The organism is Azospirillum sp. OGB3, from assembly GCF_014192915.1.
Classification (GTDB): Bacteria; Pseudomonadota; Alphaproteobacteria; order Azospirillales; family Azospirillaceae; genus Azospirillum.
On record NZ_JACHYN010000011.1, the window covers coordinates 83,403 to 101,630 of the forward strand.

At 69.6% G+C, this 18,228-nt stretch carries 21 protein-coding genes; 15 read left to right on the top strand and 6 right to left on the bottom strand.

Going from position 1 to position 18,228, the window contains the following annotated elements; translation table 11 throughout:
• Positions 1-11 precede the first annotated feature (11 nt).
• Positions 12-1,973, top strand: a complete 1,962-nt coding sequence (locus tag FHW79_RS20745; RefSeq protein ID WP_247884524.1) for an ATP-binding protein — start codon at positions 12-14, stop codon at positions 1,971-1,973.
• A 15-nt stretch (positions 1,974-1,988) separates the two neighbouring features.
• On the opposite strand, the gene pyk is transcribed toward FHW79_RS20745, so the two are convergent.
• Positions 1,989-3,431: a pyruvate kinase gene (gene pyk, locus FHW79_RS20750; RefSeq protein ID WP_183180697.1), complete on the bottom strand. Its 1,443-nt coding sequence runs from the start codon at positions 3,429-3,431 to the stop codon at positions 1,989-1,991.
• A 334-nt stretch (positions 3,432-3,765) separates the two neighbouring features.
• On the opposite strand from pyk, the gene rpsM reads away from it, so the two are divergent.
• The 5 genes from rpsM to FHW79_RS20775 all read left to right on the top strand — a co-directional run bounded on the left by rpsM (position 3,766) and on the right by FHW79_RS20775 (position 7,078).
• Positions 3,766-4,134, top strand: a complete 369-nt coding sequence (gene rpsM, locus FHW79_RS20755; protein ID WP_014240054.1) for a 30S ribosomal protein S13 — start codon at positions 3,766-3,768, stop codon at positions 4,132-4,134.
• Positions 4,135-4,149: 15 nt separating this feature from the next.
• Complete coding sequence (gene rpsK, locus FHW79_RS20760; protein WP_012974490.1) at positions 4,150-4,548, top strand: 30S ribosomal protein S11; 399 nt, start codon at positions 4,150-4,152, stop codon at positions 4,546-4,548.
• A 131-nt stretch (positions 4,549-4,679) separates the two neighbouring features.
• On the top strand, positions 4,680-5,699 hold the full coding sequence (locus FHW79_RS20765) for a DNA-directed RNA polymerase subunit alpha (RefSeq protein WP_183180698.1): 1,020 nt from the start codon (positions 4,680-4,682) through the stop codon (positions 5,697-5,699).
• Between the two features lie 216 nt (positions 5,700-5,915).
• Positions 5,916-6,338: a 50S ribosomal protein L17 gene (gene rplQ / locus FHW79_RS20770; RefSeq protein WP_183180699.1), complete on the top strand. Its 423-nt coding sequence runs from the start codon at positions 5,916-5,918 to the stop codon at positions 6,336-6,338.
• A 161-nt stretch (positions 6,339-6,499) separates the two neighbouring features.
• Entirely contained in the window at positions 6,500-7,078 is a 579-nt protein-coding gene (locus tag FHW79_RS20775) for a YqaA family protein (protein ID WP_183180700.1), read from the top strand.
• 76 nt (positions 7,079-7,154) lie between these two features.
• On the opposite strand, the gene FHW79_RS20780 is transcribed toward FHW79_RS20775, so the two are convergent.
• Complete coding sequence (locus FHW79_RS20780) at positions 7,155-7,418, bottom strand: hypothetical protein (RefSeq protein WP_183180701.1); 264 nt, start codon at positions 7,416-7,418, stop codon at positions 7,155-7,157.
• Positions 7,419-7,542: 124 nt separating this feature from the next.
• On the opposite strand from FHW79_RS20780, the gene FHW79_RS20785 reads away from it, so the two are divergent.
• Positions 7,543-7,947 (top strand): hypothetical protein, encoded by a 405-nt coding sequence (locus FHW79_RS20785; protein ID WP_183180702.1) that lies wholly within the window; start codon positions 7,543-7,545, stop codon positions 7,945-7,947.
• A gap of 28 nt (positions 7,948-7,975) precedes the next feature.
• Entirely contained in the window at positions 7,976-9,313 is a 1,338-nt protein-coding gene (locus tag FHW79_RS20790; protein ID WP_183180703.1) for a replication-associated recombination protein A, read from the top strand.
• A 7-nt stretch (positions 9,314-9,320) separates the two neighbouring features.
• Here the strand turns inward: FHW79_RS20790 and FHW79_RS20795 are convergent, their stop codons facing one another.
• The gene (locus tag FHW79_RS20795; RefSeq protein WP_183180704.1) at positions 9,321-9,797 is read right to left on the bottom strand and encodes a hypothetical protein; all 477 of its coding nucleotides are present in this window, start codon (positions 9,795-9,797) and stop codon (positions 9,321-9,323) included.
• An 84-nt stretch (positions 9,798-9,881) separates the two neighbouring features.
• On the opposite strand from FHW79_RS20795, the gene FHW79_RS20800 reads away from it, so the two are divergent.
• The 3 genes from FHW79_RS20800 (at position 9,882) to FHW79_RS20810 (ending at position 12,281) form a co-directional block, all read left to right on the top strand.
• Positions 9,882-10,793 (top strand): hypothetical protein, encoded by a 912-nt coding sequence (locus tag FHW79_RS20800; protein ID WP_183180705.1) that lies wholly within the window; start codon positions 9,882-9,884, stop codon positions 10,791-10,793.
• A 67-nt stretch (positions 10,794-10,860) separates the two neighbouring features.
• Positions 10,861-11,262, top strand: a complete 402-nt coding sequence (crcB, locus tag FHW79_RS20805) for a fluoride efflux transporter CrcB (protein ID WP_014240063.1) — start codon at positions 10,861-10,863, stop codon at positions 11,260-11,262.
• Positions 11,262-12,281, top strand: coding sequence for an RluA family pseudouridine synthase (locus FHW79_RS20810; protein WP_183180706.1), 1,020 nt, complete (start codon positions 11,262-11,264; stop codon positions 12,279-12,281). Before crcB ends, FHW79_RS20810 begins: the two co-directional genes overlap by 1 nt.
• Positions 12,282-12,290: 9 nt before the next feature.
• Here the strand turns inward: FHW79_RS20810 and FHW79_RS20815 are convergent, their stop codons facing one another.
• The gene (locus FHW79_RS20815) at positions 12,291-12,980 is read right to left on the bottom strand and encodes a GntR family transcriptional regulator (RefSeq protein ID WP_183180707.1); all 690 of its coding nucleotides are present in this window, start codon (positions 12,978-12,980) and stop codon (positions 12,291-12,293) included.
• Positions 12,981-13,063: 83 nt separating this feature from the next.
• On the opposite strand from FHW79_RS20815, the gene FHW79_RS20820 reads away from it, so the two are divergent.
• The 4 genes from FHW79_RS20820 (at position 13,064) to FHW79_RS20835 (ending at position 16,357) form a co-directional block, all read left to right on the top strand.
• Positions 13,064-14,287 (top strand): benzoate/H(+) symporter BenE family transporter, encoded by a 1,224-nt coding sequence (locus tag FHW79_RS20820; protein ID WP_183180708.1) that lies wholly within the window; start codon positions 13,064-13,066, stop codon positions 14,285-14,287.
• Positions 14,288-14,441: 154 nt separating this feature from the next.
• Positions 14,442-15,137, top strand: coding sequence for an HAD-IA family hydrolase (locus tag FHW79_RS20825; protein WP_183180709.1), 696 nt, complete (start codon positions 14,442-14,444; stop codon positions 15,135-15,137).
• A gap of 21 nt (positions 15,138-15,158) precedes the next feature.
• Positions 15,159-15,857: an ATP12 family protein gene (locus FHW79_RS20830; RefSeq protein ID WP_183180710.1), complete on the top strand. Its 699-nt coding sequence runs from the start codon at positions 15,159-15,161 to the stop codon at positions 15,855-15,857.
• 101 nt (positions 15,858-15,958) lie between these two features.
• On the top strand, positions 15,959-16,357 hold the full coding sequence (locus tag FHW79_RS20835) for a hypothetical protein (RefSeq protein ID WP_183180711.1): 399 nt from the start codon (positions 15,959-15,961) through the stop codon (positions 16,355-16,357).
• A 70-nt stretch (positions 16,358-16,427) separates the two neighbouring features.
• Here FHW79_RS20835 and FHW79_RS20840 read toward each other — a convergent pair whose 3' ends face one another.
• Positions 16,428-17,048, bottom strand: a complete 621-nt coding sequence (locus FHW79_RS20840; protein WP_183180712.1) for a PRC-barrel domain-containing protein — start codon at positions 17,046-17,048, stop codon at positions 16,428-16,430.
• 160 nt (positions 17,049-17,208) lie between these two features.
• A complete protein-coding gene (locus FHW79_RS20845) occupies positions 17,209-18,114 on the bottom strand; it encodes a folate-binding protein YgfZ (protein ID WP_183180713.1) in 906 nt (301 codons plus the stop codon).
• Between the last annotated feature and the right edge of the window lie 114 nt (positions 18,115-18,228).

An 18,228-nucleotide genomic window follows, 5' to 3' on the forward strand; every position in this document is an offset into this window, starting at 1 on the left:
AGTGTTCGCGGATGGCCGCTGCCGGCCTTGCCCGCTTCGATGCCGAGGGGCGTCTGATCTGGGCCAACGCCGCCTTCCGGGCGTCGCTGGGCGGTTGCCCGGGGGACAGGCTCGACGCCCTTCTGGCCGCGCTTCCGGTGCAGGGTGGCGGTGCCGGGGCGGCAGGCCGGCTGCGCGCCGGACAACCGTTGATCCTTGTGTCGCCCGACGGTGGTCCGCATGCGACGCTGATCCCCGCCGAGGGTGAGGGCGGCGAGCTGGTGCTGACCCTCACCGATGGCAGCGTTGCCCCGGCGGGGCCTCCGGATGAGACGGGCTTCATCGGACTGGAGGGACTGCTGGGCGACCGGGCCGGCGAGGCGGAGCGGGCGATCATGCAGGCCATCGCCGTGCCCTTGGTGGTGACGCGGCTGTCCGACGGTCTGGTCATGGCGGTCAACCAGCCCGCCGGGCTGCTGTTCAAGGTGCCGCTCGACGATGTGGTCGGACGCAGCTTCGCAAAGGCCTACTACACCGACCCGGCGGAGCGGGAGCGGCTGCTCGCCGCCCTGCGCGACGGGGCGGGCGGCGTGGACGGCTTCGAGACGCGGCTGTGCCGGCCCGACGGCAGCGATCTCTGGGCGATGGTCTCCGCGCGGCGGTTCCGGTTCCGGGGCGAGGACGCCATGCTCGCCTGCATCAGCGACATCTCCGCCCGCAAGCGCACCGAACAGGCGCTCGAAGCCCAGTGGGACCAGACGCGGGCGGTCCTCAACGGGCTGGGCCAGGGGGTGATGGCTTTCGACCGGGGGCTCCGCCTCGTCGCCTGGAACGGGCGGGCTGGTGAGCTTCTCGGGCTGGAACCGGAGTTTCTGACCTACCACAGGCCCTATGGCACCATCGCCGGGAGGGTCGGGGAGGGGGTGGCCTTCGGCCCGGGGGGCGTGTGCCCCGACACCTCGTCCGGAGCGGGCCGGGCAGGAAGCGGTCCGTCCGCAGCGTTGGGATCGCCGCTTCCTGCCCGGCCCGCTCCGGACGAGCGGTCATGGGAGTGCACACGGTCCGACGGGCAGGTGCTGGAATGCCTGATCCGGCCCCTGCCCGACGGCGGCTTTGTCCTCACCCACACCGACGTGTCGGAACGGGTCCATGCGGAGGAGCGCGCCCACGCGGCGCGGAAGGAGGCCGAGCGCGCGCTCCGCAACCTGAAGGAGGCGCAGGCCCATCTGATCCAGTCCGAGAAGATGGCCGCGCTCGGCTCGCTGGTGGCGGGGGTGGCGCACGAAATCAACACCCCCATCGGCATCGCCCTAACCGGCGCCTCGCTGGTGGCGGAGCGCACCCGCCTCATCCGGCGCGATTTCGAGGCGGGAACGCTGCGCCGGCCCGACTTCGCCGACTTCCTCGACACGGCGGGGGAGGCGGCGCAGCTGATGCTGCTGAACATCGACCGCGCCGCCCAGCTGATCCAGAGCTTCAAGCAGATCGCCGTGGACCAGGCGAGCGAGGAGCGCCGCGTCTTCGACTTGCGCGACTATATCGACGAGGTGCTGCGCAGCCTGGGCGTCCGCATCAAGCGGGCGGCCCACGGCGTGGAGGTGGATTGCCCGGCGGATCTGCTGATCGACGGCTATCCGGGGGCGCTCAGCCAGGTGCTGACCAACCTTGTCATGAACTCGATCATTCACGGCTACGCGCCGGGGCAGCACGGGACGCTGCGCGTCGCCGTGCGCTCGGTGGGTGCCGACGAGGTCGAGCTGGTCTACGCCGACGACGGACGCGGCATCCCGCCCGCACTCCACGGGAAGGTGTTCGAGCCCTTCTTCACCACCAGCCGTGGAGCGGGCGGCAGCGGGTTGGGTCTGAACATCGTCTACAACATCGCCACCCGCAAGCTGAAGGGCCGCATCGCGCTCGACAGCGCGCCGGGCCGCGGCACGGCCTTCACCTTGCGCTTTCCCCGCGTCGCGCCGGCGGAGCGTGCCACCGCCTGAGGTCCGCTCGATGCTTCACTGCGCGTCCACCCAGGCGATGCGCAGGATGTTGGTGTTGCCGGGGGTGCCGAAGGGCACGCCGGCGGTGATGACCAGCCGCTGCCCCTCCACCGCCAGCCCGTCCTCGTAGGCGCAGCGGGCGGCCTTCTGGACCATCTCGTTGAAGTCGGCCACGTCGGCGGAATGCACGCTGTGCACCCCGTAGGCGAGCTGGAGCCGCCGCGCCGTCTCCAGGCTGGAGGTCAGGCACATGATCGGCACCTCCGGCCGCTCGCGGGCGGCGCGCAGGGTGGTGGAGCCGCTGGTGGTGTAGGTGACGATGGCCGCGGCCTGGATGGTGTGGGCGACCTGCCGCGCCGCGGCGGTGACGGCGTCGGTCGAGGTCTGCTGCGGGTCGGGATGCTGGGCGTCGGTGATGGTGCGGTAGAGCGGGTCCTGCTCCACCCGGCGGGCGATGCGGTCCATCATCGACACCGCCTCGATGGGGTAGGTGCCCGCCGCCGTCTCGGCCGAGAGCATCACCGCGTCCGCCCCGTCATAGACCGCAGTCGCCACGTCCGACGCCTCGGCGCGGGTGGGGGCGGGGGAGCCGATCATCGATTCGAGCATCTGTGTCGCGACGATCACCGGCTTTCCGGCCTTGCGCGATTCGCGGATGATCCGCTTCTGGATGCTCGGCACGTCCTCCGCCGGCATTTCCACGCCGAGGTCGCCGCGGGCGACCATCACGCCATCCGACAACTCGACGATGCGCTCCAGATGCTGGATGGCCTGCGGCTTCTCCATCTTCGACAGCAGGGCGGCGCGCCCGGCGACCAGCTTGCGCGCCTCGGCCACATCCTCCGGCCGCTGCACGAAGGACAGGGCCACCCAATCCACCCCCTGGTCGAGCGCGAAGGCCAGATCCTCGTGATCCTTCGGGGTCAGCGGCGTCAGCGGCAGGACGACGCCCGGCACGTTGACGCCCTTGCGGTCGGACAGGCGGCTGCCGGACAGCACGACGCAGTCGGCATGGTCCGGGCTGCAATCGACGACGCGCAGGCGGACCTTGCCGTCGTCCACCAGCAGTTCCGCCTCCGGTTCCAGAGCCGCGAAGATCTCCGGGTGGGGCAGGCCGACGCGGGTCGCGTCGCCCGGCTCGGTAGAGAGGTCGAGGCGGAGGCGGTGCCCCGGCTCGACGGTGACCGGACCTTCGGCGAAGGTGCCGAGCCGCAGCTTCGGCCCCTGCAGGTCGGCCATGACCGCGATGGGGTGGTCGAGTTCCGCCTCCAGCGCGCGCAGCGTGGCGAGGCGCTGGCCATGGTCCTCGTGCGTGCCGTGGCTGAAGTTCAGGCGGAAGACGTCCACGCCCGCCTCGAACAGCGCGCGGATCATCTCCGGCGTCGCGGTGGCCGGCCCCAGCGTGGCGACGATCTTGGTCAGGCGGAAGCGCCGGAAGGGGATGCCTTTGCGGGTCATGGGACTGCCTTCTGATATGTGCCGTTCGGGTTGTTCCGTTCGGGGCGGGCCGTTCATCTCAAGTTCTGCCGTCCGGCTTGTCAACCGCGGCCATCCTCCCCACAATGGTCGGGCACCGGGAAAAGCACGGTAACGCCGCAGAACGGCCTTGACAGATTTCCGGCTTTTTCTATAGTCGCACCCTCCCGCGGCCCAACCGGCCCGGCGGGAGACATTGTGCGTCCCGTATCCGTGTTTCGTCGTCCGGCTTTCGGGTCCCGGCGTCCGGATCGGGGATCAATCGGTGTGTAGGCGGCCCATGAGGGCTGCCGTTGAGATATCGAGGAGAGCAGGCGTGGCGCGTATCGCTGGCGTCAACATCCCCGCGCAGAAGCGCGTGGAGATTGCGTTGACCTACATTCATGGCATCGGCCCCTTCAAGGCTAAGGAAATCTGCACGAAGCTGGAGATCCCGGCGGAGCGCCGTGTGAACCAGCTCACGGACGACGAGATCCTCAAGATCCGCGAGACCATCGACGCCGACTACCGCGTCGAGGGCGACCTGCGCCGTTCGGTCGCCATGAACATCAAGCGTCTGATGGACATGGCCTGCTACCGTGGTCTGCGTCACCGCAAGGGCCTGCCGGTCCGCGGCCAGCGCACCCACACGAACGCCCGCACCCGCAAGGGTCCGGCCAAGCCGATCGCCGGCAAGAAGAAGTAAGAGGACGCACGGACCATGGCCAAGCCCTCAGCCGCTTCGCAGCGTCTTCGTCGTCGCGAGCGCAAGAACATCACCGCCGGCGTCGCTCACGTGAACGCCTCCTTCAACAACACGATGATCACCATCACCGACGCGCAGGGCAACACCATCGCCTGGTCGTCGTCGGGCACGATGGGCTTCAAGGGTTCGCGCAAGTCGACCCCCTACGCCGCTCAGGTCGCCGCCGAGGACGCGGGCCGCAAGGCCCAGGAGCACGGCATGAAGACCCTCGAGGTCGAGGTGAAGGGTCCGGGTTCGGGCCGTGAGTCGGCGTTGCGCGCTCTGCAGTCGATCGGCTTCCAGATCACCTCGATCCGCGACGTCACGCCGATTCCGCACAACGGCGTCCGTCCGCCGAAGAAGCGTCGCGTCTAAGAAGCATCGCTACTCCGCACCCGCGGGGACCCGCCGTTCCGGGACAGGCGCCGCAGCCATCGCGGCGCCATCGGATGGGAACGGCCGGTCCCCGCGGACGTGTGTCCACCCCGATGGCATGAGGTAATACCGTGGCTCTTCAGAAGAACTGGCAGGAACTGATCAAGCCGAACAAGCTGGACATCCAGCCCGGTGACGACGCCGACCGCGTGGCGACCGTCGTGGCCGAGCCGCTGGAGCGCGGCTTCGGTCTGACGCTCGGCAACGCGCTGCGCCGCGTGCTGCTCTCCTCGCTGCAGGGTGCGGCCGTCACGGCGATCCACATCGACGGCGTGCTGCACGAGTTCTCCTCGATCCCCGGCGTGCGCGAGGACGTGACCGACATCGTCCTCAACATCAAGTCGATGGGTCTGCGCATGGGCGGCGACGGCCCGAAGCGCATGCGCCTGCGCGCGGAAGGCCCCGGCGAGGTGAAGGCCGGCATGATCGAGACCGGCGCGGACATCCAGGTGATGGACCCGGATCTGGTGATCTGCACGCTGGACACCGGCGCCCGCCTGAACATGGAACTGACGGTCGAGACCGGCAAGGGCTACGTCCCGGCCAGCCAGAACCGTCCGGAGGACGCCCCGATCGGCCTGATCCCGGTCGACGCGCTGTTCTCGCCGGTGCGCAAGATCTCCTACAAGGTCGACAACGCCCGCGTCGGGCAGGTCACCGACTATGACCGCCTGTCGATGGTCGTCGAGACCAACGGCGCCGTGAAGCCGGACGACGCGGTGGCTCTGGCCGCCCGCATCCTCCAGGACCAGCTGCAGCTGTTCATCAACTTCGAGGAGCCGACCCACGCGGTCGCCGAGGAGAAGCACGAGGAGGTTCCGTTCAACAAGAACCTGCTCCGCAAGGTGGACGAGCTGGAACTGTCGGTCCGTTCGGCCAACTGCCTCAAGAACGACAACATCGTCTACATCGGCGATCTGGTGCAGAAGACGGAGGCGGAGATGCTCCGCACGCCGAACTTCGGCCGCAAGTCGCTGAACGAGATCAAGGAAGTGCTGGCCCAGATGGGTCTGCACCTCGGTATGGAAATCCCGAACTGGCCGCCCGAGAACATCGAAGAGCTGGCCAAGCGTCTGGAAGAGCCGTACTAAGTCTCGCACGTTCCATTGCCCCCTCCCTGACCCTCCCCCGCTCCGCAGGGGAGGGGACAAGCTCCCTCCCTTGCCGAAGGCGGGGGAGGGCCGGGGAGGGGGCAAATGTTCCCAGGGCCACCAACCGGCCCGCCCCGCGCCGTACCAGCCGAAAACTGGGCGGTCGGGTTCACCACCGGCTCCCCGAGGGGGGCCACGCCATGAAGGAGGACCGTCATGCGTCACGGCGTTTCCGGACGTAAGTTCAGCAAGACCACCAGCCACCGCAAGGCCATGTTCTCGAACATGGCGAATGCGCTGATCAAGCACGAGCAGATCAAGACGACCCTGCCGAAGGCCAAGGATCTGCGCCCGATCGTCGAGCGTCTGATCACGCTCGGCAAGAGGGGTGGCCTCGCCAACCGCCGTCTCGCCTTCGCGCAGCTGCGCGACGACGCGATGGTGACCAAGCTGTTCACCGTCCTGGCCGACCGCTACAAGGACCGCCAGGGTGGCTACAGCCGCGTCCTGAAGGCCGGCTTCCGCTACGGCGACGCCGCCGCCATGGGCGTGATCGAGCTGGTCGACCGCGACGTCGCCGCCAAGGGCCAGGACTCGGGCCCGGTGGAGATCAAGGAAGAGGTCGAGGCCGAGGGCTGAGCCCACGGTTGAGCGATCGTGAAATCTTGTCGCCGCCGTTGCCCACCGGGTTTCGGACGACGATATAGGTGACCGACCGGCCCTCCCTTCGGGTTCACCCCCGGAGGGAGGGTTTCCGGTTTTCGGGTTCCGTCACTTCGGGAGGGCGCCGCGCGCGCGGTATGCTGAAGCCTCTCTACAACCGGATACTCAAGCTCTCCGCCCGCAAGGACGCCGTCTGGTGGATGTCCGCCGTCTCCTTCGCGGAAAGCTCCTTCTTCCCTCTGCCGCCCGACATCATGCTGGTGCCGATGTGTCTGGCGGAGCCCAAGAAGCTCTGGCGCTACACCAACATCTGCGCACTGGCCTCGCTGATCGGCGGGCTGTTCGGCTATGCGGTCGGGTTCTACCTGTTCGAGAGTGTCGGACGGCTGATCATCGACTTCTACAACGCGCAGGACTCGTTCCAGCGCTTCCAGGACATGTTCGCCGAGTTCGGCCCCTGGTTCCTGATCCTCAAGGGCATCACGCCCATACCCTACAAATTGCTGACGATCACCGCGGGATTCGCACACCTCGACCTGACGGTTTTCATCCTGTGCTCGATCGTCGCACGATTCTCGCGATTCTACATGATCGCGATCCTGCTGCACTTCTATGGGCCGCAGGTGCGCGACATCATCGAGAAGCGGCTGATGCTGGTGACGACCGTTCTGCTGGTCATCATCATCGGCGGATTGCTCAGCTTCAAGTTCGTGTGAGCGGCGCGGGGCTTGCCCCGCGCGTCATCCGCATCCACCAAGAATCAATCCGGCCAAATCAATCCGGCCGGCCAAATCAATCCGGCATGCCGTGGTCCTGGCGGTTGCGCTCCGACGGGGGCAGGGCGTTGCGCTCGCGGCGGTCGCGCATGACCATCACGCCGATGGCCAGCGCCATGCCGATGCCGGCCAGCAGGGGCAGGACGACCTCGCCGGCACTGACGGTGGGCATGGCGAGCATGCGCACGACAAGCAGCAACAGGCCGCCGATCAGCAGTGCCACGAAGATGGTGGTTGAGGTCCGGCGGCGCGGAGACGGGCCGGGATTGTTGGGACTCATTTGAGGCATTCCCTTATCGCTTGCGTTCCCGGCATAGTGGGCGCCGAGCCCGCGGCATGGTCCATGCGGGGGACCATCCGCCAACGTCCGGGGTCACGCAAGAACAATGGGAGTCAAAGCCGAGATGTTCCGTCCAAAACTCATTCTGGGGCCGGTGCTGGCCCTCGCCCTGGTTGCGCTCGCCGCCTGCGCGGACGCGCCGGGGCGTTCGTCCGGCGCCGCCGTGGGCGGTGCTCCGGCGGCCTCCACCACGACCTCCACGGGAGCCCCGTCCACGCCGCGCCCGGCCCAGGGGCAGGCTCGCGGTGTCGAAGACCCGTCGCTGCGCCTGGATGGCGGTGTCGGCAGCGACGATTCCTGCCGCGCCCAGTGCGAGCGCAGCAACAACTCCTGCATGGACTCGGTGGCTGCGCGCACGCAGAGCGGGCTCGACCGCCCGGATCGCGGCGGCATCTTCTCGCCGACCGACAATTGCCAGCATTCGCTGCGCATGTGCTACCAGCGCTGCGGCGCGCCCACCAACCAGTGACCGGTCCGGTGCGATCGGTGGATCAACGATGAGCAAGCGCGGCGACTCCGGCGCCACCGGTGGCCTGTTCGAGGCGGGCGCCCCGCGCCCGCTGGCCGACCGGCTGCGCCCGCGCAGCCTCGGCGAGGTCGTCGGGCAGGAGCATCTGCTGAAGCCCGACGGGCCGCTGGGCCGCATGGTCGCCGCGCGCCGGCTGGCCTCCATGATCCTGTGGGGGCCGCCCGGCTGCGGCAAGACGACCATCGCGCGGCTGCTGGCCCTGTCCACCGACCTGCATTTCGAGCCGCTGTCGGCGGTCTTCTCCGGCGTGGCCGACCTGCGCAAGGTCTTCGACGCCGCCCGGGCACGGCGCGCGGCCGGGCAGGGCACGCTGCTGTTCATCGACGAGATCCACCGCTTCAACCGCTCCCAGCAGGACGGCTTCCTGCCCTATGTGGAGGACGGCACCGTCACGCTGGTCGGCGCCACCACCGAGAATCCGTCCTTCGAGCTGAACGCGGCGCTTCTGTCCCGCGCCCAGGTCTTCGTGCTGAACCGGCTCGACGACGCGGCGCTGGAAAAGCTGCTGTCGCGGGCCGAGGCGGAGATGGGCCGTCCGCTGCCGCTGACGCCGGACGCCCGATCCGCGCTGAAGGCGATGGCCGACGGCGACGGGCGCTTTTGCCTGAACCTCTGCGAGGAGCTGTTCGCCCTGCCGGTTCCGGAGGACGGCGCGCTTCTCGACAACAACGCGCTCGCCACAGCCATCCAGCGCCGCGCCCCGCTCTACGACAAGGCGCAGGAGGGGCATTACAACCTCATCAGCGCGCTGCACAAGTCGCTGCGCGGGTCCGACACCGACGCGGCGCTCTACTGGTACGCCCGCATGCTGGAGGGCGGCGAGGACCCGCGCTACATCGCCCGCCGGCTAACGCGCTTCGCGGTGGAGGACATCGGCATGGCCGACCCCAACGCGCTGGCGCAGGCCACCGCCGCCTGGGAGGCCTACGAGCGGCTGGGCAGCCCGGAGGGTGAACTCGCCATCGCCCAGCTTGTCATCTATCTGGGGACAGCGCCCAAGTCGAACGCCGGCTACACCGCCTACAAGAGCGCGGTGCGCGCCGCCAAGGAAACCGGCAGCCTGATGCCGCCCAAGCACATCCTGAACGCCCCGACGAAGCTGATGAAGCAGATCGGCTACGGCAAGGGCTACGAATACGACCACGACACGGCGGACGGTTTCTCCGGCCAGAACTACTTCCCGGAGGGCATGGCGCGGCGCGCCTTCTACCAGCCGGTGGAGCGCGGCTTCGAGCGCGAGATCAAGAAGCGCCAGGATTACTGGGCGCGCCTGCGCGAACGCAAAGCCGTGGACGGGGACGAGTAGGCGGGTTTCACGGTTTCGGATAGGCGGTTCCCAGAATCCAGGCCGGCGCTTCCGGCGGACCGGAAACCTCGAACACATAGGTCACGGTTTCGCTCGTGAAGGGCTGCGCGCGAACGCAGCGCCCCGCGCCGTCGGCTTCTTCGCACCGCATCGAGGGGACCTGAACGCTCAGCGTCTTGCCGTATTGGCTGCTGCCAAGTTCGTGGTCGCACAGCAATTGTCCCGGATAGCCGGTCAAGGCCTGCCATGCCGCATCCCAGGCCCGGCGGTCGGCGAACATCGGCATGCCGACGCTCTGCCCGGCCTTGGGCAGTGGCACCGCGCCCAGAATGTGTCGCGCGAGACGCCCGCCCTCCGCCATGTTGCGTTCGGGATCGGCGGAAAGCCGGACGCTTTGGATTTCCAGGCAGGGAGCGCTCCGCGCCGGAGCGGTGGACAAGAGCAAACCGACGATGAGCAGTCCGGCGATCTTGAGGGTGGGCATGGCGATACTCCAGTGCAATGATCCTGCGCTGACAGTCGGACGTTCCGTTTTCAGCATCGTGAAATTGGATTGGGGCGATCAGGAATGACGACGGGCGGCGCGGTGCCGGAGCTGGGGCGCTTCATCGCCATCGACTGGTCGGGCGCCGCCGGCAGGCGCTACGCCGGGGTAGCGGTGGCGGAATGCGGCGCAGAGGGGCCGCCCCGGATCGTTGCGCCGATGGACCGCCTCTGGTCACGCTCCGCCGTGTTCGACTGGCTGCTGGATGGCTTGGCGCGCGGGCCGGCGCTGGTCGGCATCGACTGCGCCTTCTCGCTGCCCTTCGACGTCGCCGGGCGCTACTTCCCCGACCCCGAGGCGGCGACGGCCTTCGATTTGTGGGACCGGGTGGAGGCGGTGGTCGGGGCGGAACCGGATTTCACCGGGGGCGGCTTCGCGGCCCATCCCGACTATGGCGCGGATTTCTGGCGCGCCGGGACGCAGCCGGACTGGTACCGCGACCCGCACCGGCTGACCGAGCGGGTGTGCCGCGCCGACGGCTATGGCAGCCCGCAGAGCCCCTACAAGCTGATCGGCGCCAAGCAGGTGGGGAAGGGCGGGCTGGCCGGAATGCGCATGCTGCGTGCGCTGAAGCAAGCGGCGCCGGACCAAGTGGCCGTCTGGCCCTTCGACCCGCCGTTGCCGGGGCGCACCGTCTTCTGCGAGATCTACCCGCGCCTGTTCCTGATCCGCGCCGGCTTCGGTCTGCGCAAGATCCGCGACGGGGCGGCGGTGGATGCCGCGCTGGCCGCCCTCGGCGCGCCGCCCGCCGGTTTGTCCGGCGCGGTGACCGACCATGACGCGGACGCGCTGGTTTCCGCGGCGGGGCTGCGCTGGCTGGCCGGGCGGGAGACGGTGTGGAGCCCGCCGGCGATGGACGCGCGGGCGCGGCGGCAGGAGGGCTGGATCTTCGGGGTCGGCGACCGGAATGCGGGGCTTCCTGCGCCCGGCGCGTGACAAGCCGCCGCAATTCTGGCTCTAATCCGCGCGGGATGCCCGTCGTCCCATCCGCTCCGGAGGTTCCGTGATCGCATCACCGTCCACGCTCGCCGCGGTCGCCGTCGGTGGTGCCGTCGGGTCCATGGCGCGCTATCTTCTGATGACGGCGGTCGGCCATTGGCTGGGCACGCAGTTTCCCTACGGGACGCTGATCGTGAACGCCGTCGGCTGCTTCACCATGGGCGCGCTGGCGGAGCTGGCCGCGCTGGTGTGGTCGCCCTCGCCGGAGCTGCGGGCGCTGCTGATGGTCGGGGTGCTGGGGGGATTCACGACCTTCTCCTCCTTCACGCTCGACGTCGGGCTGCTGGTGGAGCGGAACGCCCTGCCGGCGGCGGCGGGTTACATCCTGGCCTCGATGGTGCTGACCATCGCGGGTTTCTTTGCCGGCCTCGCGGTCGTGCGTTCTCTTGTTTCGGTGCCCGTTTGATGAGTGAGAACAAAACCCCCAGCGTGGAAACCCGGACCGTAACGTCCGACGAGGCCGACGTCCGCCTCGACCGCTGGTTCAAGCGCCATTTCCCCGATGTGGGGCACGGCTATCTGCAGAAGCTGCTGCGCACCGGCCAGATCCGCGTGGACGGCAAGCGGGCGGAGACCTCGACCCGGCTCGCCGCCGGCCAGTCCATCCGCATCCCGCCGCTGGCCGACTGGGCCAAGCCGGAGGGCGCCCCCGCGGCCCCGGCGCCGAAGAAGCCGGCCATGTCGGACAAGGACGTCGCGGCGCTCCAGGCGCTGGTTCTCTTCAAGGACGGCGACGTCATCGCGCTGAACAAGCCGGCCGGGCTGGCCGTTCAGGGTGGCACCAACACTACCAAGCATCTCGACGCCATGCTGGACGCCCTGCGCTTCGACGCGAAGGAGCGGCCCAAGCTGGTGCACCGGCTGGACAAGGACACCTCGGGCGTCCTGCTGCTGGCGCGCAACACCTTCGCGGCGTCCAAGCTGACCGAGCAGTTCCGCGGCCGCGACGTGCGCAAGATCTACTGGGCCGCCACGGTCGGCGTGCCGAAGCCCTACCAGGGCAAGATCGACCTCGCGCTGGCCAAGGAAGGCGGGCCGCAGGGCGAGCGGGTGGCCGGCGACGAGGACGACGGCAAGCGCGCCGTCACCTACTATTCGGTGCTGGAAAACCTGGGCAAGCAGGCGGCCTTCGTCGCCATGTGGCCGCGCACGGGCCGCACCCACCAGCTCCGCGTCCACATGAACGCCATCGGCACGCCGATCCTCGGCGACGGCAAGTACGCCGGGCAGGGGGCCTATCTTCCGGGCGCCGAGGTCCAGAAGAAGCTGCACCTGCACGCCCGCCGCCTGATCCTGCCGCACCCGCGCGGCGGCAACCGGATGATCGACGTGACGGCGCCGCTGCCGGACCACATGCTGACGACCTGGAAGTATCTGGGCTTCAGCGCCAGCCTGAAGGGCGACCCGTTCGAGGGGGTCGAGTAAGGGCGGGGTTTACCCCGCCTCGCGCGCCTCCAGAAACGCCGTAAGCTGCTCCGCCGCCTGCCCGACATGCTCGGTGACGAGCCGGCAGGCGGTATCCGCGTCCCCCGCCCGGCAGGCCGCCAGCAGCACTCGGTGCTCGTCCTGCGATCGCGGCCGGTAGCCCAGCGCCGCGAACTGGAAGCGCAGATAGCGGTCGGCGGCCAGCAGATGCTGCTCCGTCAGCGCCAGCAGCCGGGGCCGCCCGGCCCGCGCGTAAAGCGTCATGTGGAAGCGCCGGTTCAGCTCCCCCATGCGTCCCGGATCGGCCTCCCCATCCATCTCCGCGATCAGCTCCTCCGCCTGATCGAGGTCCGCCGCCGTCAGGCCGGGCAGCGACAGGCGCAGCGCCATCGGTTCCAGCGCCATGCGGATCGCCCCGATGTCGGCGCCGTCCGCCGCCGAAATTTCCGCGACGACCGCCCCGCGGTGCGGGTGGAACTCGGCCAGCGCCCGCGCCTCCAATTGGCGCAGCGCCTCGCGCACCGGCATGCGGCTGACCCCGAAGGTCTCCGCCAGCTCCTCCTGCCGCAGCGGCGTCCCCGGCGCGATGACCCCGGTCAGGATCGCCTCGCGCAGCGTCGCCTCCACGAACTCCGTGGTGGTGCGGTGGCGCGGCCGCGCGCGCGCCACGAGGCGCGACAGCCCGTCGTTGACCGCCATGCGTGATCTCCCCTTGCCAGGATATTGGATCCAATCTATCACCGGTCTCATCATCCTGCACCCCCGATGGAGGGTCCCAAGCCATGTCCTCTTCCGACACCGTCCCGGCAACGGGCCTTTCGACGGGGCTTTCCCTGCGCGCGGTCGGCGCCGGCCTGCTGGCGGCGCTGGTCGGCTACGCCAGTTCGGTGGCGGTGGTCATCCATGGCCTGACCGCCGTGGGGGCGAGTACGGAGCAGGTGGTGTCGGGCCTCGTCCTGGTCGGCCTCGCCATGGGCCTGACGGCGATGGGGCTCAGCCTGCACCGGCGCAAGCCGATCAGCATCGCCTGGACGACGCCGGGCATGGCGCTGCTCGCCGCCACCGGCGCGGTGGAGGGCGGGTTCCCTGCCGCGGTGGGGGCCTTCGTGGTGACGGGGGTGCTGATCGTCCTGGCCGGGCTGTGGTCGCCGCTCGGCCGCTGGATCGCCGCGATCCCCAAGCCGCTGGCCAACGGCATGCTGGCGGGCATCCTGCTGAAGCTGTGCCTGGCCCCCTTCCTGGCGGTGTCGCAGGTGCCGGGGATGGCGCTGCTGGTGCTGGCGACCTGGGCGGTGGTGGGGCGGGTGGCGCGTCTCTACGCCGTGCCCGCCGCGGTGGCGGTGGCGCTGGGGGCGATGGCGCTGGACTCCTCCGGCGGTTCGACCGGCGGGGCGGCGCTGTCCGGTGCGCTGTGGCCGGGCGTGACCTTCGTCCAGCCGGTGTTCACCTGGGAGGCGATGGTCGGCATCGCGCTGCCGCTGTTCGTCGTCACCATGGCGTCGCAGAACATCCCCGGCCTCGCCGTGCTGGCGACCTACAACTACGCGCCGCCGACCCGCCCGATCTTCCTGGCGACGGGAGCAGCCTCCGCCCTGACGGCGCTGGGCGGTGCACCGACCGTCAACCTCGCGGCGATCACCGCGGCGCTCTGCGCCAGCCCGGACGCCGACCCGAACCCGGCGCGGCGCTGGCAGGCGGCCTTCGTCGGCGGCGTCGGCTACATCCTGTTCGCCGGGCTGGCCGGGGTGACGGCGGTGATGGTCACCCGCTCCCCGCCGATCCTGATCGAGGCGGTGGCCGGGCTGGCCCTGGTCGGCGCCTTCGGCTCCGCCCTGATGGGCGCCGTGCAGGTGGAGGCGAACCGCACCGCCGCGCTGGTCACCATGCTGGTCACCGCCTCCGGCCTGTCCTTCGCCGGGGTGGGCTCGGCCTTCTGGGGGCTGCTGCTGGGCGGGGCGGTCCACCTGCTCCATTGGCGCTCCCCGGTGTCGCAGCCGGCAAAGTGATGCCTTTGGCATCACCCTATCGATCAATGCTCTGGCATTGATCTGTCGGATTATACGGCCGGAAAACGATTCAAATGATAATTTTCCGGCCGTATGAGTTGCGCTTTCCCAATGCGAGCCGCATAAGTCCGGTACGACCCGTGTCCCGGAGGCGATGCCCGTGAGCAGCTCAGAGAATGCCCGTTCCCTGCGGCTGGCCCTGTTCGATTGCGACGGCACGCTGGTGGACAGCCAGTTCGCCATCATCGACGCCATGACCACCGCCTGGGCCGCTCACGGACTGGGCGAGCCGGACCCGCTGGAGGTGCGCCGCATGGTCGGGCTGCCGCTGGTGCAGGCGGTGTCGCACCTGCTGCCGAACCTCGACACCGAGCGCCATGTGGCCGTCGCGGAAAGCTACAAGGACGCCTTCGCGGCGCTGCGCCACCGCGGCGACCTGCACGAGCCGCTGTTTCCCGGCCTGCGCGACACGCTGGACGCGCTGGAGGCCGAAGGCGTTCTGCTCGGCGTGGCGACCGGCAAGTCGCGCCGTGGACTGGACGCCGTGCTGGCCCACCACGGGCTGGCGCACCGTTTCGTCACGCTCCAGACCAGCGACATCGGCCCCGGCAAGCCGCACCCCGACATGGTCTACCGCGCCCTGGCCGAAACCGGGGTGGTGGCGGCGCGGACGGTTGTGATCGGCGACACCACCTACGACATTCAGATGGCCCGCAACGCGCGGGTCGCGTCGGTCGGCGTCTCCTGGGGCTATCACGCGGTGGCCGAGCTGGAGGGCGCCGGGGCCGACCGCATCGTCCATCGCGGGCGCGAGGTGGCCGGCGCCGTGCTGGACCTGTTGCACCGTTAAGAGAGCATTCGAAGGACCCTGATGAAGCGCTTCTACAAGACCGCCTCCGTCGACGAGGCCGCCGGCGGCGGCTTCGAGGTGCGCCTGGACAACCGCCCGATCCGCAGCCCGGCCAAGGCGCCGCTGGTCTTCGCGAGCTGGCCGCTGGCCCAGGCCGTCGCCGCCGAATGGGACGCGCAGCCCGAGGACATCGCCCCGGACAGCATGCCGCTGATGCAGCTCGCCAGCACGGCGGTGGACCTGATGGGCAAGGGCCGCGCGGCCATCGTCGACGGCGTGGCCGCCTATGCGGAGACGGACCTGCTCTGCTACCGCGCGGAGCATCCCCGGAATCTGGTGGAGTTGCAGGCGCAGCGCTGGCAGCCGCTGCTCGACTGGGCGACGCTGCGCTACGACGCGCCGCTGCACGTCAACGCCGGGCTGATGCCCAAGCCGCAACCGCCCGAGGCGCTGCGCGCCCTGCGCAACGCGGTGGAGGCCTACGACGACTGGACGCTGTCGGCGCTCCAGACCGCCACCGGCTCCTGCGGCTCGCTGATCGTCGCGCTGGCGCTGGTCGAGGGGCACATCGACGCCGAGGAGGCCTTCGCGGTGTCGCAGCTCGACGAGACCTTCCAGATCGAAGCCTGGGGCGAGGACCCGGAGACGACCAAGCGCCGCGCCGCCCTGCGCGTGGACATCGCCGCCTGCCGCCGCTTCGTCGATCTGCTGCGGGCGTGATCCTCCATCGGGTGAGGACGGAATAAAGCGCCGCGGCGGGCGTCCTGTCAGTGAGGGCCGGGTTCCATCACCCGCCCCGTCACGACAGGGAGGTTCCGTCCATGCACCGCTTCACCCGCTTCGCCGCCGCCGCGGCGACCGCTTTGACGCTCGGCCTTGTTGCGCCGTCCGTCTTTGCACAGGGCGCCATGCCCGCCAAGACCGGCCAGTCGGCCGGCGGCCCCGTGCTGACCGACAGCAAGGGCATGACGCTCTACGTCTTCGACCGCGATTCGGGCGGCAAATCCGCCTGCAACGGGCAGTGCGCCACCAACTGGCCGCCGCTGATGGCCCCGGCGGGGGCCAAGGCGATGGGCGACTATTCCGTCGTCACCCGCGACGACGGTTCCATGCAGTGGGCCTACAAGGGCAAGCCGCTCTACGGTTGGGCCAAGGACGGCAAGCCGGGCGACACCACCGGTGATGGTGTGAACAACGTCTGGCACGTCGCCCGTCCGTAAGCACGACTCCGAACAGGAAAAAGCCCCCGCGGCGCTTGGCCGCGGGGGCTTCTCGTGACCGGACCGGCGATTACTGGCCGGTGCCCGACGGGGCGGCCGGCGGGGTGCCGGTGGCGCCGCCCGGGGCGGTCATGCTGCCGGAGGTGCCGGTGGAGGAGCGGCTCGCCGCGCCGTTCACCGTGTCGCCGGCCTTGTCCTTGTTGCGGTTCAGCGAGGTGGTGGTGTCGGAGTACTCGAACTCCGCCATGTCCTTCACCTGGTCGCGGGTCATGCCCGAGAGCTGGACGCGCTCCTGCTGGGCGTCCCAGGTGGCGTTGCCGATGTCCACGGCGATCTGCTTCTCGCCGATGCCGAGGAAGCCGCCCGAGGAGATCACGAGCTGCTGGGCCTTGCCGTTGCTGTCGAGGATGATGTCCTCGACCTCGCCGACCTTCTCGTTGTCGGTGCCGTAGACGTTCTTGCCCATCATGTTCTCGGCGCTGGCGAGCGTGCCGCCGGTCAGGCCCGAGGCGCTGCCGGTCGTGGCGCTGCCGGTCGCGGCGCTACCCGGGGCGCTGCCGCTTTTGTTCATCTCGGTCGCGGTGGGGGCGCCGGTGGTGGGGCTGCCGGTGGTCGGCGACGTGGTCTGCGCCATCGCCGTGCCGGTCATCAGCGCCAGGACGGACGCAGCCGCGATGATTTCCCTACGCATAACTCACTCCTCTCCGTGTTTCGGCGTTTCTGTCGAGTGCCTTGGTTTGTCTCGGTAAGGCAGTTCAACAACAGGGCCTCGGCGGGAATGGTCACGCGGAAAATCGAAAAAATCTTTCGGCTAGTCCGTGCAAGTTTCGGGAATAAAAGTGGCGAAGAACTCAAAAGCTTGCCCAGACTGGCTTTGCCGGCGTGACTGTGGCCTCTCCGGCTGTCAAGACCAATCCGTCTTGCCCCGCACGGGTGAGGTCTTCCAGCCGCAACAAAGCCAGGGCGGAGGAGCCGGAACCGCTGCGGATCTCGCCGACTTCCTTGCCCTCCAGCGTCACCGGCGTGCCGGGGGCGGGCAGGGGGCCGTCCAGCGTCACCGGGAACAGCTTCTTCTTGATCAGGGCGCGGTACTTGGTGCGGGCGGTCAGTTCCTGCCCCATGTAGCAGCCCTTGTCCCAGGAGATGGCGTTGAGGTCGTCCAGATCGTTCTCCAGGGGCAGCGACTTGTCGGGCGTGAGGTCGCGGCTGCCCTCCGGAACGCCGAGCGACAGGCGCAGCCGGTCGTAGTCCTCCGCCCCGCTCGGCGCGAAGCCCGCCGCCTCCAGCGCCGCAGCGGCGCCGTCGCGCGGCAGGAAGGCGCGGGCACCCAGCGCCGGCAGGCGCGGGTCGGTGAAGGCGACGCCGCCCGCGAAGGGGATCGCGGCCCCGGCCTCCTCCGGCAAACCCAGCCGGGCCAGCGCGTCGCCGCCGAACAGGACGACGGCCAGCATGGCGCCGGCGCGGTCCTCCAGCGTGATCCTGGAGCGCAGCTTGTACATCTTCAGCCGGCGCAGGAATTCCTCGCGCCGCTCCGTCTCGGGGTCGAGCAGAAGGGCGCCGTCCGATTCGGCGATGCGGAAATCGTGCAGGAACTTGCCCTGCGGGGTCAGGAACAGGGCGTAGACGGCGCGGTCCTCGGCGACGCGGCGCACGTCGTTGGACACCAGCCCTTGCAGGAAGGCCGCCCGGTCCTCGCCCGCGACCGCGATGACGCCCCGGTCCTCCAGGATCGCGTAGCCCGCCTGTTCCGCCGTCATGCCCTTGCTCCGATCGTCCCGTTCAAGTCCCCGATAGTTGGGCGAAGGGGGCAGGGGAGGCAAGGGTGGCGAGGTCTGTGCCCTTGCATGGCGCGTCCGCCTTTTCCGCGGACG